The organism is Neorhizobium tomejilense (assembly GCF_964254135.1).
In the GTDB taxonomy this organism is placed as follows: domain Bacteria; phylum Pseudomonadota; class Alphaproteobacteria; order Rhizobiales; family Rhizobiaceae; genus Neorhizobium; species Neorhizobium tomejilense.
Genome location: NZ_CAXUSO020000001.1, coordinates 2,524,517 through 2,539,278 on the forward strand (window position 1 = coordinate 2,524,517; position 14,762 = coordinate 2,539,278).

General features: G+C 62.8%; 16 protein-coding genes. 10 read left to right on the top strand and 6 right to left on the bottom strand.

Annotation, left to right across the window (positions count from 1 at the left end; translation table 11 throughout):
* The first annotated feature begins 76 nt into the window (after positions 1 to 76).
* The 3 genes from ACSQ3G_RS12845 to ACSQ3G_RS12855 all read left to right on the top strand — a co-directional run bounded on the left by ACSQ3G_RS12845 (position 77) and on the right by ACSQ3G_RS12855 (position 1,809).
* Entirely contained in the window at positions 77 to 784 is a 708-nt protein-coding gene (locus tag ACSQ3G_RS12845) for a glutathione S-transferase N-terminal domain-containing protein (protein WP_436110311.1), read from the top strand.
* A 47-nt stretch (positions 785 to 831) separates the two neighbouring features.
* Entirely contained in the window at positions 832 to 1,287 is a 456-nt protein-coding gene (locus tag ACSQ3G_RS12850; RefSeq protein WP_436110312.1) for a GFA family protein, read from the top strand.
* A gap of 93 nt (positions 1,288 to 1,380) precedes the next feature.
* Positions 1,381 to 1,809, top strand: a complete 429-nt coding sequence (locus tag ACSQ3G_RS12855; RefSeq protein ID WP_046635474.1) for a VOC family protein — start codon at positions 1,381 to 1,383, stop codon at positions 1,807 to 1,809.
* A 55-nt stretch (positions 1,810 to 1,864) separates the two neighbouring features.
* Here the strand turns inward: ACSQ3G_RS12855 and ACSQ3G_RS12860 are convergent, their stop codons facing one another.
* The 3 genes from ACSQ3G_RS12860 to ACSQ3G_RS12870 all read right to left on the bottom strand — a co-directional run bounded on the left by ACSQ3G_RS12860 (position 1,865) and on the right by ACSQ3G_RS12870 (position 5,408).
* Positions 1,865 to 3,124 (bottom strand): serine hydrolase, encoded by a 1,260-nt coding sequence (locus tag ACSQ3G_RS12860; protein WP_436111711.1) that lies wholly within the window; start codon positions 3,122 to 3,124, stop codon positions 1,865 to 1,867.
* A gap of 120 nt (positions 3,125 to 3,244) precedes the next feature.
* Positions 3,245 to 4,738 (bottom strand): glycerol kinase GlpK, encoded by a 1,494-nt coding sequence (gene glpK / locus ACSQ3G_RS12865; protein WP_105414940.1) that lies wholly within the window; start codon positions 4,736 to 4,738, stop codon positions 3,245 to 3,247.
* A 79-nt stretch (positions 4,739 to 4,817) separates the two neighbouring features.
* Positions 4,818 to 5,408, bottom strand: coding sequence for a type II toxin-antitoxin system HicB family antitoxin (locus ACSQ3G_RS12870; RefSeq protein ID WP_436110313.1), 591 nt, complete (start codon positions 5,406 to 5,408; stop codon positions 4,818 to 4,820).
* A gap of 157 nt (positions 5,409 to 5,565) precedes the next feature.
* Between ACSQ3G_RS12870 and ACSQ3G_RS12875 the strand changes: the two genes are divergently transcribed.
* The 5 genes from ACSQ3G_RS12875 (at position 5,566) to xdhC (ending at position 11,636) form a co-directional block, all read left to right on the top strand.
* Positions 5,566 to 6,342, top strand: a complete 777-nt coding sequence (locus ACSQ3G_RS12875; protein WP_436110314.1) for a 3-hydroxybutyrate dehydrogenase — start codon at positions 5,566 to 5,568, stop codon at positions 6,340 to 6,342.
* A gap of 77 nt (positions 6,343 to 6,419) precedes the next feature.
* Positions 6,420 to 7,892, top strand: coding sequence for a xanthine dehydrogenase small subunit (gene xdhA / locus ACSQ3G_RS12880; RefSeq protein ID WP_436110315.1), 1,473 nt, complete (start codon positions 6,420 to 6,422; stop codon positions 7,890 to 7,892).
* Positions 7,892 to 10,228: a xanthine dehydrogenase molybdopterin binding subunit gene (gene xdhB / locus ACSQ3G_RS12885; protein ID WP_436110316.1), complete on the top strand. Its 2,337-nt coding sequence runs from the start codon at positions 7,892 to 7,894 to the stop codon at positions 10,226 to 10,228. Before xdhA ends, xdhB begins: the two co-directional genes overlap by 1 nt.
* A 10-nt stretch (positions 10,229 to 10,238) precedes the next feature.
* Entirely contained in the window at positions 10,239 to 10,610 is a 372-nt protein-coding gene (locus ACSQ3G_RS12890) for an endonuclease domain-containing protein (protein WP_038544417.1), read from the top strand.
* 192 nt (positions 10,611 to 10,802) lie between these two features.
* Positions 10,803 to 11,636 (top strand): xanthine dehydrogenase accessory protein XdhC, encoded by an 834-nt coding sequence (gene xdhC / locus ACSQ3G_RS12895; RefSeq protein ID WP_436110317.1) that lies wholly within the window; start codon positions 10,803 to 10,805, stop codon positions 11,634 to 11,636.
* Here the strand turns inward: xdhC and ACSQ3G_RS12900 are convergent.
* Entirely contained in the window at positions 11,610 to 11,843 is a 234-nt protein-coding gene (locus ACSQ3G_RS12900; RefSeq protein WP_046635430.1) for a hypothetical protein, read from the bottom strand. The two genes, xdhC and ACSQ3G_RS12900, sit on opposite strands and share 27 nt — an antisense overlap.
* 110 nt (positions 11,844 to 11,953) lie before the next feature.
* On the opposite strand from ACSQ3G_RS12900, the gene ACSQ3G_RS12905 reads away from it, so the two are divergent.
* Positions 11,954 to 12,883 (top strand): LysR substrate-binding domain-containing protein, encoded by a 930-nt coding sequence (locus tag ACSQ3G_RS12905; RefSeq protein ID WP_436110318.1) that lies wholly within the window; start codon positions 11,954 to 11,956, stop codon positions 12,881 to 12,883.
* 52 nt (positions 12,884 to 12,935) lie between these two features.
* Here the strand turns inward: ACSQ3G_RS12905 and ACSQ3G_RS12910 are convergent, their stop codons facing one another.
* Positions 12,936 to 13,163 carry a hypothetical protein gene (locus ACSQ3G_RS12910; RefSeq protein ID WP_436110319.1) on the bottom strand — a complete coding sequence of 76 codons (228 nt, stop codon included), beginning with the start codon at positions 13,161 to 13,163 and terminating at the stop codon, positions 12,936 to 12,938.
* Positions 13,164 to 13,259: 96 nt separating this feature from the next.
* Here ACSQ3G_RS12910 and ACSQ3G_RS12915 point away from each other — a divergent pair, with 96 nt between their 5' ends.
* On the top strand, positions 13,260 to 14,177 hold the full coding sequence (locus ACSQ3G_RS12915) for a LysR substrate-binding domain-containing protein (RefSeq protein WP_436110320.1): 918 nt from the start codon (positions 13,260 to 13,262) through the stop codon (positions 14,175 to 14,177).
* 87 nt (positions 14,178 to 14,264) lie between these two features.
* Here ACSQ3G_RS12915 and ACSQ3G_RS12920 read toward each other — a convergent pair whose 3' ends face one another.
* Positions 14,265 to 14,624 (bottom strand): hypothetical protein, encoded by a 360-nt coding sequence (locus ACSQ3G_RS12920; RefSeq protein WP_105400404.1) that lies wholly within the window; start codon positions 14,622 to 14,624, stop codon positions 14,265 to 14,267.
* Between the last annotated feature and the right edge of the window lie 138 nt (positions 14,625 to 14,762).

Below are 14,762 nucleotides of genomic sequence, written 5' to 3' on the forward strand. Positions count from 1 at the left end.
GATCGCCACTGGCGCATCGCGCGCCGGTGGCTATATTCCGCGGGAACAAAAACTCTGCCTCCCAAGGAACCCCGATATGGCCGACCTATCCGCCTTCCCGATCACCTCCAGATGGCCCGCCCAGAACCCGGACGTTCTGCAGCTCTATTCGACACCGACGCCGAACGGCGTCAAGGTTTCGATCATGCTGGAGGAAATCGGCCTGCCCTACGAGCCGCATTTCATCAATATCGGCGCCGACGAGACCTGGGGTCCGGAATATCTGTCGCTCAACCCGAACGGCAAGATCCCGGCGATCCTCGATCCGCACGGTCCCGGGGACAAGCCGTTGGCGCTGTTCGAGAGTGGCGCAATCCTCGTCTACCTGGCGGAAAAGACCGGCAAGCTGATGTCTGCGGATCCGGCCAGTCGCTATGAGACGATCCAGTGGGTCATGTTCCAGATGGCGGGCGTCGGGCCGATGTTCGGCCAGCTCGGCTTCTTCCACAAGTTTGCCGGCAAGGACATCGAGGACAAGCGCCCGCGCGACCGCTACGCCAAGGAATCGCACCGCATCATCCGCGTCATCGAAACCCGGCTCGAAGGCCGCGACTGGATCATGGGCAACGAATATTCGATCGCCGACATTTCCATGCTCGGCTGGGTGCGCAACCTGATCGGCTTCTACGGCGCCGGCGAATTCGTCGAATACGACCGGCTGAAGCGCGTGCCGGAATGGCTGGAGCGCGCGCTGGCAAGGCCTGCCGTCCAACGGGGCCTGGATATCCCGAAACGTCCGGCCTGATCGAACGCCGCAGCGGTCCTGGTTGATCGGCGGATGGAGGTAAGAACATGCCCAAACCCACTCTTCCCATGGAAGGCGGATGCCGCTGCGGACAGGTGCGGCTAAAAATCAGCGCCCCGCCGATCCTGACCATGGCCTGCCACTGCACCGGCTGCCAGAAGATGAGCGCCAGCGCCTTCTCGCTCTCCGCCGCGATCCCCTCTGAAGGGTTCGAGGTGACGCAAGGCGAGCCGGTGATCGGCGGCCTGCATGGCAGCGACGCCCACCACTACCACTGCCCGCGCTGCAAGAGCTGGATGTTCACCAGGCCGGTCGGCATGGACTGGTTCGTCAACCTGCGTCCGACCATGCTCGACGACGCGCAATGGTTCGCGCCCTTCATCGAGACATATACGTCCGAAAAACTGCCCTGGGCGACGACGCCGGCCGTGCATTCCTACGAGACCTTTCCGCCGATGGAAGCCTATGAGGGCCTGGCGAAGGAATTTGCAGGACGGGATTGATTTTTCCCTACCCGACTGTCGGCATCTCCTTCTCCCGTTCGTCCTTGTATTGTCCGGCATGGACGAGAACGATCCGAACAAGGAGGGAAAATCATGGATACGAATGCCCAGACGAACGACAAGCAGGCGCAATCGCCTGTCCGCGGCGGCGTGGTCGCCTATCTTCAGCTCGACGGCGCGATGAAGGCTGCCGAGTATTACAAAAAGGCCCTCGGCGCCGAGATCGAGTCCTTTCATCCGGTGGATGACCAGGGCCGCACGATGCACATCCATCTCTATATCAACGGCAGCTCGGTGATGCTCTGCGATCCCTATCCGGACTACGGCCACCCCCTCGAAAAACCGCAGGCCTTCACCATGATGCTGCCGGTCGACGACATCGATTTCTGGTGGAAACGCGCCGTCGATGCCGGCATGACGGTGGAAACGGAGTTGCAGGTGATGTTCTGGGGCGACCGCTACGGCCAGGTCCGCGACCCCTTCGGCGTCGCCTGGGCGATGAACGCGCCGGTGAAGGGCTGACCTCTTCCACGAAAATCGGCACGCCGCCGGTGATCCGGCGGCGGGTTCTATCGGCCTATCGCACTACGAAGCAGCTGATCGCCTTTGCCTGCAGGACCGAACAGGCCCGCGTGGCTGAATCGCCATCCGCAAAACCGACGAAACGGGCGCGGTAGATCTGCTTGCCGCCGTCGGCAGAACTTTCGACGCTCGGCGTGACACGGCCATACCCCTGGGCGAGCAGCGGCACTGCCTTTTCGAGCAGCGCGGATGCCTGATCTCGGCTGGCGGCTGCGGCGATCTGGATGCGCCAGGCCGAGCCCACCGGCTGCGGGGACGTCGTTGCCTGAGACGACGCGGTCGGGGATGATGCAGCGTTCGGAACAGTGGCCCGGGGCGTTGCGTAAAGGTTGGCGATCGCGGTCTTGGGCGTTACGCCGAGCGTGATCTCCTTGCGTGGCGAAGGCGTCGCAAAGGCGAGCGGCAGCGTGTCTTGGGCCGGCCGTTTCTGGGTCTCGAATGCCACCAGGCCGCCGGACGCCGCATTGTTGCCGGGCACGTACCGGTCGAGAAGCGCCGCCATCTGGTCGTCGCGCTTGCGGGCGCTCTTGCCGCCCATCACCACGCCGATCACCCGCCGGCCGTCGATGGTGACGGCGCTGGCGATATTGTAACCGGAAGCGTTGGTAAAGCCGGTCTTGACGCCATCCATGCCGGGATAGCGGTACATGAGGTTGTTGTGGCCGCGCAGGCGCTTGCCGCGGAACTCCATGTTCCTGGCTGAAAACAGCTGGTATTCCCTGGGAAAGTCGCGAATGAGCGCGAGAGCCAGCTGGGCCATGTCCCGTGCAGTGGTCACCTGGGAGTCGTCCGGCAGGCCTGACGCATTGCGGAACACGGTGCGACTCATGCCGAGCGCGCGGGCCTTCCTGGTCATCATCTCCCCGAAACGGTCTTCCGAGCCGCCGAGATAATCGCCCATCGTCGCAGCCGCGTCGTTGGCCGAGCGCACGATCATGCCGTTGACGGCCTCTCGCACGGTAATTGTCCGGCCGGCGGGCACACCGAGCTTGGAGGGGATCTTGGACGCGGCATTTGGCGTCAAGGGGATGTCCTGATCCCATTTGAGGCGACCCTCGCGCAGCGCCTCGAAGGTCATGTAGAGGGTCATCATCTTGGTCAGCGACGCAGGATGGTTGATCTCGTCGGCGTTTTCCGACGCGAGAACCTTGCCGCTCTTCACATCATAGATGAAATGGGCGTAGCCGGCCTCGGCCGTACGGCTGACCGCCAGAGAGGCGCCAAGCACCAAAAGGAAAGCCAAAATCTGCTGAATTCGAAACATGCCCGCCCTCTCTAAGTCGCCGGCGAACATATGGCAACGAACATGGTGCGAAAATGACGCATTGCAGATTTAAATCTAATTTTAACAAGATGGTTAATTGAAAATAAGGACTTAGGCATTTGTCAGCGTCCTCCTGACAGCATCCTTCCAGCCGCGAATCTTGGAGGCACGGGTCTTTTCGTCCATCTGCGGCTCGAATCGCCGCTGCCGCGCCCAGCTTTTCGCGAACGCCTTCTGGTCGGGCCAGACGCCCGCCTTCGAGCCGGCGAGCCAGGCCGCCCCGAGCGCCGTCGTCTCGAGGATGGTTGGCCGGTCGACAGGAGCGTCGATCAGATCCGAGAGCCGCTGCATCGTCCAGTCGGAGGCGACCATGCCGCCATCGACACGCAGCACCGTGCTGCCGTTGGCATTGCGCCAGTCCTTCTGCATCGCGTCGTAGAGGTCGCGGGTCTGGTAGCAGACGGCCTCCAGCGCGGCGCGGGAGATTTCCGCAGGCCCGGTCGCACGCGTCAGGCCGAACATGGCACCGCGTGCCTCCGCATCCCAGTAGGGTGCCCCAAGCCCTGTGAAAGCGGGGACCAGGTAGACCTCCTGCTGAGGATCGGCTTCCTCCGCCAACTCGCCGGTTTGGGAAGCCCTTTCGATGATGCCAAGCCCGTCGCGCAGCCATTGCACGGCGGCGCCGGCGATGAAGATGGAGCCTTCCAGCGCATAGGTCGTCTCGCCGTTCAGGCGGTAGGCGATGGTGGTAAGCAGCCGGTTCTTGGAGCGGACCATGTCGGCGCCGGTATTGAGCACCGCGAAGCAGCCGGTGCCGTAGGTGGATTTCATCATGCCCGGTTCGAAACACGCCTGGCCGATCACCGCCGCCTGCTGGTCGCCGGCAACGCCGAGGATCGGGATCGCCGCACCGAACAGGCTTTCGTCGGTGATGCCGAATTCGTCGGCGCAATCCTTGACCTCCGGCAGCATGGCGGCGGGGATGCGCAGGATTTCGAGAAGGTCCTCGTCCCAGCGGTTATCGGCGATGTTGTAGATGAGGGTGCGCGAGGCATTGGTCGCATCGGTGACGAAGCTTTTTCCGCCGGTCAGGCGCCAGATCAGGAAGGTGTCGATCGTGCCGAAGCAGAGCTCGCCCTTGGCCGCCCTCGCCCGCGCACCCTTCACGTTGGCGAGCATCCAGGAAAGCTTGGTGCCGGAAAAATACGGATCGAGCAAAAGCCCGGTGCGGCGGGTAAACAGTTTTTCGAGGTCCTGCCGTTTCAGCTTCTCGCAATAGCTGGCGGTGCGGCGGTCCTGCCAGACTATGGCGTTGTGGATCGGCTTGCCGCTCTCGCGTTCCCAGACGACGACCGTCTCGCGCTGATTGGTGATGCCGATCGCGGCAATCTCGGACGCCTCGAGCTTGGCCTCCTTCAGAGCCTGCTTGATCGCCCAGAGCACGGTCTCCCAGATCTCTTCCGGATCATGCTCGACCCAGCCGGATTTCGGGAAGATCTGGGTGAACTCCTTCTGGCCGATGCCGGCGATCCGCATGTCGCCGTCGAACACGATCGCCCGCGTCGAAGTCGTCCCTTGATCGATCGCCAGAACATAACCCGCCATGCCGCTCCTCCCAGTCCATGCAATGCGCCCGGACGGTTTGAGCAGAAGGAACGAAGGAGTGTCAAACGGAAATGGAGAGTCACCCCCCCATCTGGGCGATACGTCGGGTCATCCAGGCGACATAGGATGTGCGCGTCATCGAGCGGCGGCGCGCCTCCTGGTCGATAAAAGCGAGAACATCCTCGTCCAGCATCATGTTCGCGCGCACCGCGCGGCCACTGAGCCGTATCAAGGGCACGCTGATCAGCGTGCATCCTTCCGGAACCTCGACTTCTTCCAGCGCGCTTGGTTGGACCAAGGCAACCTTGTCCTTTTCGGTCTCGATTGCGTAGTCGCGCAGCGCCTCCTCGGCATTGAGCATCGCCTCGTCTAAGGTCTCACCCATGGCCACGATGCCATCGATATCCGGAAACGTGACACCATAGGCGCCAGCTTCTCCATCGATCAGGGCGGGGTAGCGGTCCATAGGATTTCCTTTCACATCAATCCGCCATCCGGCCCTTCTTACGATCGAGCGCGCGACCATCGGCGACACTTGGGTATGGCGCGGCACCGTGATGATGCCCTCGATCTTCGGGTGTCGGTAGATATCATGGCCGGCGCCATGCCGGTCCAGACACCAGCCATCCTTTTCAAGGCGGCGCTTTATTTTGGCAGTATTGGTTTCCATTCGGCGCCCCTCATGACGTGCATATATATGCACAATCTCAATAAAAGGCAAGAAAGAGAGGAATTGCCATCCCGCGGAATTTGCGCATAACCTGCCGTGATCGTTGCGGCGCAAAAGAACGCCGCCCAGGAAGGCTGGATCGCAGGGAGATTTGGGCATGAGCAGAACCGTCGTCGTCACCGGCTCCACGAGCGGCATCGGGCTCGGTGTTGCGAAAGCGTTCGCCGCCGAGGGCGCCAATGTCGTCATCAACGGTTTCGGGCCGGCCGATGCGATCGAGGCGGCCCGCCGCGAACTCGATGCGCTTGGGACCGGCACGGTGCTTTATCATGGCGCCGACATGACCAGGCCCGCCGAGATCGAGGACCTCATCGCGACCGCCGCGAAGACCTTCGGCAAGGTCGACGTGCTGGTCAACAATGCCGGCATTCAGCACGTGGCGAAGATCGAGGAATTCCCGCCGGAAAAATGGGATCAGCTGATCGCCATCCTGCTGACATCGGCCTTCCACACCATGCGCCATACGATCCCGCTGATGAAGGCGACGGGGAAAGGCCGCATCATCAACGTGGCGTCCGCCCATGCACTGGTCGCCTCGCCGTTCAAATCCGCCTATGTGGCTGCCAAACATGGTATTTTAGGACTAACCAAAACGGCGGCCTTGGAACTTGCGGAATTCGGGATTACCGTGAATGCGATATGCCCGGGCTACGTGCTGACCCCGCTGGTCGAGAAGCAGATCCCCGATACCGCCCGCGAGCGCGGCATCACCGAGGAACAGGTGAAGACCGAGGTAATGCTGAAGCTGCAGGCGACCAAGGAATTCGTGGCGATCGACGAGGTCGCGCAGGCCGCAATCTATCTCGCAAGCGATGCGGCGAGGAGCATTACCGGCACGCATATCTCGATCGACGGCGGCTGGACCGCCCAGTAATTGAACAGTAACTGGCCAATGACGGGATGGGCCAGTAACGGAACACAAAAGCCGGCAACGGCGGACGAAGGAGAGAAATGAGCGAAGCCATCCGCTTCATCGTGAATGGAGAAGAGGTCACCCTTGGAGATTTCGGTCCGACGGAAACCCTTCTCGATTATCTTCGCCTGAGGCGGCGGCTGACGGGTACCAAGGAAGGCTGTGCGGAAGGCGACTGCGGCGCCTGCACGGTGCTGATCGGGCGGTTGACGGAACACGGCCTGCGCTACGAAAGCGTCAACGCCTGCATCCGGTTCTTGGGCTCCCTGCACGGCACCCATGTGGTGACCGTCGAGCACCTGGCCGGCCGCGACGGCGCGCTGCATCCGGTGCAGCAGGCGATGGTCGATTTCCACGGCTCGCAATGCGGTTTCTGCACCCCCGGCTTCGTGATGTCGCTTTATGGCCTGTGGCTTTCGAACGGCACGCCGACGCGCGCCGATATCGAAAGCGCGCTGCAGGGCAATCTCTGTCGCTGCACCGGCTATGAGCCGATCGTCAAGGCGGCCGAGCATATCTCCGTCAACCGGCCGAGCTCGCTCTTCGATCCGCTGGAGCGCGACCGCATCCAGATCATGGCGAAACTCTGGGGCATCCATTCTGGTAACGACACGACCATCATCACCAAGGATGGCGCCCGCTCGATCGTGCCGGCATCCGTCGCCGCCTTTGCCGATATCCTTGCCGACGAACCCGAGGCGACGATCGTCGCCGGGGCGACCGATGTCGGCCTGTGGGTGACGAAGCAGATGCGGCTCCTCAATCCGGTGATCTTCATCAACCACCTGACCGAGCTGCAGTCGATCACATCGGACGAGACCGGCATCACCATCGGCGCCGGCGTCAGCTATACCCAGGCCTTCGACGTGCTCTCCGACGAGATCCCCGCCTTCGGCCGGCTGATCGACCGGATCGGCGGTTGCCAAGTGCGCAACATGGGGACGATCGGCGGCAATATCGCCAACGGTTCCCCGATCGGCGACACTCCGCCGCCTTTGATCGTGCTCGGCGCCGAACTGACGCTGCGCTCCCATTCCGGCCGCCGCACCATCGCCCTCGAGGACTATTTCCTGAGCTACGGCAAGCAGGACCGGCTGCCGACCGAATTCGTCGAGAAGGTTTTCGTGCCGCGCCCGGCAGAGGGCAGCCATTTTGCGGTCTACAAGATCTCCAAGCGCCGCGACGAGGATATCTCGGCGCTCTGCGGCGCCTTCCATCTCGTGCTCGATGCCGACGGCAAGGTCGAGACCATCCGCATCGCCTTCGGCGGCATGGCGGCAACCCCGAAACGGGCGAAACACGTCGAGAACGCGCTCCTCGGCGAGGTCTGGAGCTGGGGTGCCGTCTCGGCCGTGCGCGACGCGTTCGAGCAGGACTACCAGCCCCTCACCGACTGGCGGGCGAGCGCGGAATACCGCAGCCTCACCGCCCGCAACCTGCTCACCCGCTTTTTCCTCGAAACCGCCGGAGCGCCGGCGGAACTCCGCCGGTTCGAGCTGGAGGAGGCGTGATGGACAAGACCACGTTCGATACCAAACCGATCATCAACGGCCGCATGCACGTGTCGCTGAAACATGATTCAGCACATAAGCACGTCACCGGAACCGCCGAATATATCGACGATATTCCGGAACCCTCGGGTACCCTGCACGGCGGCCTCGGGCTTGCCGACCGGGCGCATGCGGAAATCGTCTCGGTCGATCTTTCGGCTGTGAAGAGCGCACCCGGCGTCGTCTGGGTGATCACCGCGGAGGACATTCCGGGCTTCAACGACGTCGCCTCGACCGGGCAGCACGACGAGCCGCTGCTTGCCACCACCAACGTCCAGTTCCATGGACAGATCATCTTCGCCGTCATTGCCGAGACCCGCGACCAGGCCCGCAGGGCAGCAAAGCTCGCAAGGATCGAATACCGCGACCTGCCGCACTGGACCGATATCGACAGCGCCCGCGAAAACGACGCGCCTTACGTGATCGAACCGATGACGCTGAAGCGCGGCGAGCCGGAAACGGAGATCGAAAACGCGCCCCTGCGGGTCCAGAACCACATGTATATCGGCGGCCAGGAGCATTTTTACCTGGAAAGCCATATCGCGCTCGCCGTCCCCGGCGAGGATGACGAGGTGATTGTCTGGTCCTCCACCCAGCATCCGAGCGAGGTGCAGCACATGGTGGCGCATGTGCTGGGCGTCGCCAACAATGCGGTAACGGTCCAGACCCGCCGCATGGGCGGCGGTTTCGGCGGCAAGGAAACGCAGGGCAACCAGTTCGCGGCGCTCGCGGCAATTGCTGCCAAGAAGCTCAAGCGGGCGGTAAAGTTCCGCCCCGACCGCGACGAGGATATGTCGATCACCGGCAAGCGGCACGATTTCCGCGTCGACTACGACGTCGCCTTCGACGAGGAAGGCCGCATCCACGCGGTCGATGCGATCTATGCGGCGCGCTGCGGTTTTTCTGCCGACCTTTCCGGCCCGGTTACCGACCGCGCCCTCTTCCATGCCGATTCCAGCTATTTCTACCCGCATGTGCGCCTGACCTCGCAGCCGCTGAAGACCCATACCGTCTCCAACACCGCGTTCCGCGGTTTCGGCGGGCCGCAGGGCATGCTCGGCGGTGAGCGGATCATCGAGGAGATCGCCTATGCGGTCGGCAAGGATCCGCTCGAAATCCGCAAGCTGAACTTCTATGGCCAGCGCGGTTCGGACCGGACGATGACGCCCTACCACCAGGACGTCGAGGACAACATCATCGCGAGGGTTGTCGACGAGCTGGAAACCTCGTCCGAATACCAGGCCCGCCGGCAGGCGATCCTCGAGTTCAACTCGCACAGCCCGGTGATCCGCAAGGGCATCGCCCTGACGCCGGTGAAATTCGGCATCTCGTTTACGATGACCGCCTACAACCAGGCGGGCGCGCTGGTGCATATCTACAATGACGGTTCGATCCACCTGAACCACGGCGGCACCGAGATGGGCCAGGGCCTCTATACCAAGGTGGCGCAGGTGGTGGCCGATACGTTCCAGGTCGATATCGACCGGGTGAAGATCACAGCGACGACGACCGGCAAGGTGCCCAACACCTCCGCCACCGCCGCCTCTTCCGGCACCGACCTCAACGGCATGGCCGCCTATGACGCCGCCCGCCAGATCAAGGAACGGCTGATCGATTTCGCCATGCGGCAATGGAAGGTCGGCCGCGACAAGATCGAGTTCCTGCCGAACCGGTTGCGGATCGGCGGCGAGATCGTGCCCTTCGACACGTTCATCCGGGCCGCCTATTACGACCGCGTGCAGCTGTCGGCCGCCGGCTTCTACAAGACGCCGCGCATCCACTGGGACCGCAAGGCGGGCCGCGGCCGGCCGTTCTACTACTTCGCTTACGGCGCAGCGGTTTCGGAAGTCTCGATCGACACTCTGACCGGCGAATACATGGTGGAGCGCACCGACATCCTCCACGACGTCGGCAAGTCGCTCAATCCGGCGATCGATATCGGCCAGGTTGAGGGCGCGTTCGTTCAAGGGATGGGCTGGCTGACCACCGAGGAACTGTGGTGGGACGACAAGGGGCGGCTGCGCACCCACGCGCCCTCGACCTATAAGATCCCCCTCGCCTCCGACCGGCCGAAAATCTTCAACGTGCAACTCGCCGAATGGGCCGAAAACGCCGAGCCCACCATCGGCCGCTCCAAGGCCGTCGGCGAGCCGCCCTTCATGCTGGCAATCTCGGTGCTCGAAGCGCTGTCGATGGCAGTGGCAAGCGTGGCGGATTACTCCGCCTGCCCGAGGCTCGACGCGCCGGCGACGCCGGAACGCGTGCTGATGGCGGTGGAACGGCTGAAGGCGATGTGATGGAGCGCGCATGCCGCATTTCCATGTCCGCGACGCCAATCGGAAAAACGCCAGGAACATGCGCCGGGCGCTGACCGAAGCGGAGCTGAAATTCTGGAACGCGGTCCGCGCTCATCGCCTCATGGGAATTGGCTTCCGGCGGCAGATGCCGATCGCCGGCTACATCGTGGATTTTGCCTGCCCGGAGCATAAATTGATCATCGAAATTGACGGTGTGAGCCATTCCTACGACCAGAACATCAGGCGGGATTTAACGAGAGATCAGCAACTGGCCTCGCTTGGCTGGCAGGTGGTAAGGTTCACCAATGACGAGGTGCACGGCCATATCGACGACGTGTGCATGCACCTCCTGCGAATTATCGGGATCGACCGCTTTGAGTAGATGTTGCTACCCCCCTCTGCCCTGCCGGGCATCTCCCCCTCAAGGGGGGAGATCGGATGTGGCGAGGCCCCACTCCCTCTCGGTGAGGCGGGCTCACGTCACAGATGAGGCTGAGGACCGGGCAAGACACCACGTCTTGCCGATCTCCCCCCTTGAGGGGGAGATGTCCGGCAGGACAGAGGGGGGTGCCTAGTGCGCGACCTCTCCTTCCCCTCCTTCATCACCACCCATCCGCACGCTATCCTCGTCGAAATCACCCAAGCAAAGGGCTCCACGCCCCGCGAAGCCGGCACGTTCATGCTGGTCGCGGAGACCGCGATCTGGGGGACGATCGGCGGGGGGCAGTTCGAATATATGGCGATCGACAATGCCCGGGCGATGCTGGCGGGCGGCGGCGAGGCGGTGATGGACATTCCGCTCGGGCCGGAGATCGGCCAGTGCTGCGGCGGCCATACCCGGCTTGCCTTCCAGCCGTTGACGCCGGAGCTGGCGGAGACGCTGGAAAAGCGCCTGCGCGACGAGGAGGACGACCGGCCGGCGGTGACCCTGTTCGGATCGGGTCATGTCGGCCAGGCACTCGCAAGGGCGCTGGTCCCCCTGCCCTTTGCGGTGACCGTCATAGAGACCCGCGCCGAAGCGCTGGACGACCTGCCGGCCGAAACGGAAAAACACCTGACCGCGATGCCGGAAGCCTTTGTCGAAAAGATCCCCGCCGGCGGCGCCGCGATCATCCTCACCCACGACCATGCGCTGGATTTCCTGATTGCCCAAAAGGCACTGGCACGCACCGACCTTGCCTATGTCGGCATGATCGGCTCGCGGACCAAACGCGCCACCTTCGCCAACTGGCTGAAGCGCGAAGGCGGAGGCTATGAAACGCTCTCCCGTCTCGTGCTGCCGATCGGGGGCATGGCGGTCAGGGACAAGCGGCCGGCCGTGATCGCAGCACTTGTCGCCGCCGAGCTGCTGGAAACCTACGCCGCGCGGCAGGCGCAGACCTCAAAGCGGCAGATCCCGACCACCTGAGCGCCGTTTCCCGTCCCAGAATGCCGCCTCGCGGCTTTGCGGCCCGGCTTCCGGGAGCGCGACATCGCCGCGCAGCTCGTCCGGCAATGCCGGGATGCTTGGACCCGCGGGCTGCAGGAGCCTGCGGAAAAACCGGCCGAGCTGCCGCCAGGCGGACACCGGGCGGGAGGATTTCAAAGGCAACGGATAGGCGTCCGCGGACAGCATGGTTGCTCCACATCGACAGGAAAGGATTATTTGGTTGCAACCATCAATGGAGCCGATTGCCGGAGAATTCCAATTCAAATACAGTCGGTCGCGATCAAGAGAACTTATCGATGAAATTATCACGCCGGTTTCCGCTGAATGCACTTCGGGTCTTCGAGGCCGTCGCGCGCCTGGAAAACTTCACCCGTGCCGCGGAAGAACTCGGCATGACCCAGACGGCGGTGACCTACCAGATCAAGCTCTTGGAAGATTTTCTCGGCGACACCATTTTCCTGCGCCGCCCACGGGCGCTGAAACTCACCGGAACGGGTGAAAAGCTGCTTCCGAAGGTGGCGGAGGCTTTCACCCTGCTGACCGAGGCTGTTCAATCGACGCGGCACGGTGTCGAGGAAACGCTGGAGATCCATTCGCCGCCCACCTTCGCGGCCCAATGGCTCTCGCCGCGCCTCGGGACCTTCCAGGCCGAATATCCGCAGATCGCGGTGCGCCTGTTGCGCCAGATGGATGTCGGCGGCCAGCAGCGCGCATGGCCCGACATCACCATCCACATCGGCGCGGAACCGCTGGAGGGGCTGGTCTGCCACCCGCTTCTGCGACTGGATTATTCGCCGATGCTGGCGCCGCATCTTGCCGAGACCGTCGGCGGCATCAGACAGCTGACGGACCTTCTGAAGCTGCCCTGGATTTCCGATACGAGGGGTTGGTGGCGCGAATGGTTCGACGCCGCCGGCGTCGACCCGGGCACGATCCGGCACACGGGTCTCAACGCACTTGGCGCGCTCGACCTGGAAGCCAAGGCCGCGATTGCCGGCGACGGTGTGGCGATGCTGAGCCCGTTTTTCTTCCGGGACGACCTTGCATCGGGGCGGCTGGTCCAGCCCTTCGACCTCTGCCTCGGCGACGGCAAGGCCTACTGGCTCGGTTATCAGCCGGCGCGGCGGAACACCGCCAAGATCAAGGCATTCACGGCGTGGATTCAGTCGGCCCTTGCCGATGACCTCGCGGCCATAGGCAAAAACCGGATCGGGACGGTCGCTTAAAGGCCGGGCAGGCTGATCGTCGAGCAGACCTGCCCGCCATCCGCTGCGCACTTCAAAGGTTCCGATGCGAATAGAGAAGCCTCGCTGCACGGAAGGCGCCTTCGTCCCGGGGGTCGCGCTTGTCGCGGCCATTGAGCAGGCCGAGGTCCCGTTGCCAGGATTGCGGCATTTCTTCCAGATCGAGGGTGTTGCGGCGGACAGCCAGACGGCGGCCTATCGCGGCGGCAATGCCGAGCTTCGGGAGAAACTGCTCGAACGGCCGGTTGAGGATGGAAAACATCTCTTGCCTCCAACGGGGATACCCCGTTTTCATTTGATCGATATGGAGGTAATTTGCGCCGGAGAATCTCGGTAATCCAATCGAATTACCGTCTGCATGGATCAAGACACCTTATCTATGAAGATGTCGAAACAGTTTCCGCTGAATGCGCTTCGGGTGTTCGAAGCTGCCGCCCGCTTGATGAGTTTCACCCGGGCCGGCGAGGAACTCGGGCTCACCCAGACGGCGGTGAGCTACCAGATCAAGCTTCTGGAGGACACGCTCGGCGAGCAGCTTTTCCTGCGCCGGCCGCGGCAGGTCTCGCTGACGGAAGCAGGGGAGCGGCTGGCGCCGAGGATCACCGAGGCTTTCGCGATCATGGGCGATGCGCTCTCCACCCTGCACGACGCATCGGAGGGCACGCTGATCATCCATTCGACGGCGACCTTCGCCTCGCGCTGGCTGGCGCGCCATCTGGGCACATTCCAGCTCGAAAATCCGGGCATTGCCGTCAGGCTGGAGACATCGCAGGAGATGATCGATTTTTCGCGGGCGCAGGCGGATATCGCAATCCGCAGCGGCAAGGGTGAATGGCCGGGCCTGCGCGGGCATTTTCTGATGCGCAATCATTTCACGCCGATGCTGAGCCCGGATTTCGCCGCCACGATCGGGGGTGTGAAGACGCCGGAAGACATCCTGAAGCTCAGGATCATCGATCCGGGCGATCCATGGTGGCCTTCCTGGTTTGCCGCAGCCGGCCTGCCGGATGTCGATCTCACCGGCCGGCCGGTGAGCAGGTACGGGGCGCAGGCCTTCGAGGCCGCCGCCGCGATCGCCGGCCAGGGGGTCGGGATCCTGCAGCCGGAATTTTATGCCGACGATATCGCACTCGGACGGCTGATCCAGCCTTTCGATATTCTCGGCTATGACGGCAGCGACTATTGGCTCGTCTACCCGGAAGCCCGCAGGAACTCCAAGAAAATCCGTGCCTTCCGCGACTTCATGCGAAAAACCATGCCGACATTCCGGGACTAGGGTCGGGACCCTGCAGTCGGTTTTCTATCCGCCGCTTTGCTGGACGGAAAACCGGCTGGACATGTTACTTCTGGCCGCTGACGGCCTCTAATAGCTCATATCCGGCGCGTAGAAGCAGCGCAGCGTATCTTCGGTCGGATAGAGGCAGAGATGATATTCCTCGTCCTGGCTTCTCCTCGCCTGGCTCTGCGGCAGCTTGAAATCATGCGGGCGGGTGATCAGCCGATGATCGCCCGGACCCAAAATGATCTCGTAGCCGCCGTCGATGATCTTGACGTTCTTGGTCGAGATCATCTGGCAATCGCCGGTATGGTTGTCGCCATTGCAACAGAAGCCGTCATATTTCCAGGTCACGCCGGTCGCGCTGTGTGCCTCGTGGGCACTGGCCGAACCGATCTGGATGCAGGACGCGTACGCAATCATCACACCTGTCAGAATACCACGCATGAGCTTAGTCTCCGTTGATGAATGCCCCCATCACCGGCTCGAACCGCACGCATTACCAAGCTTTCGCCGGCTGACTTGCAACTGTCACAATACGTGAGTCGATCTGACCAATTAACCCTTACTTATCGCGATGCACAA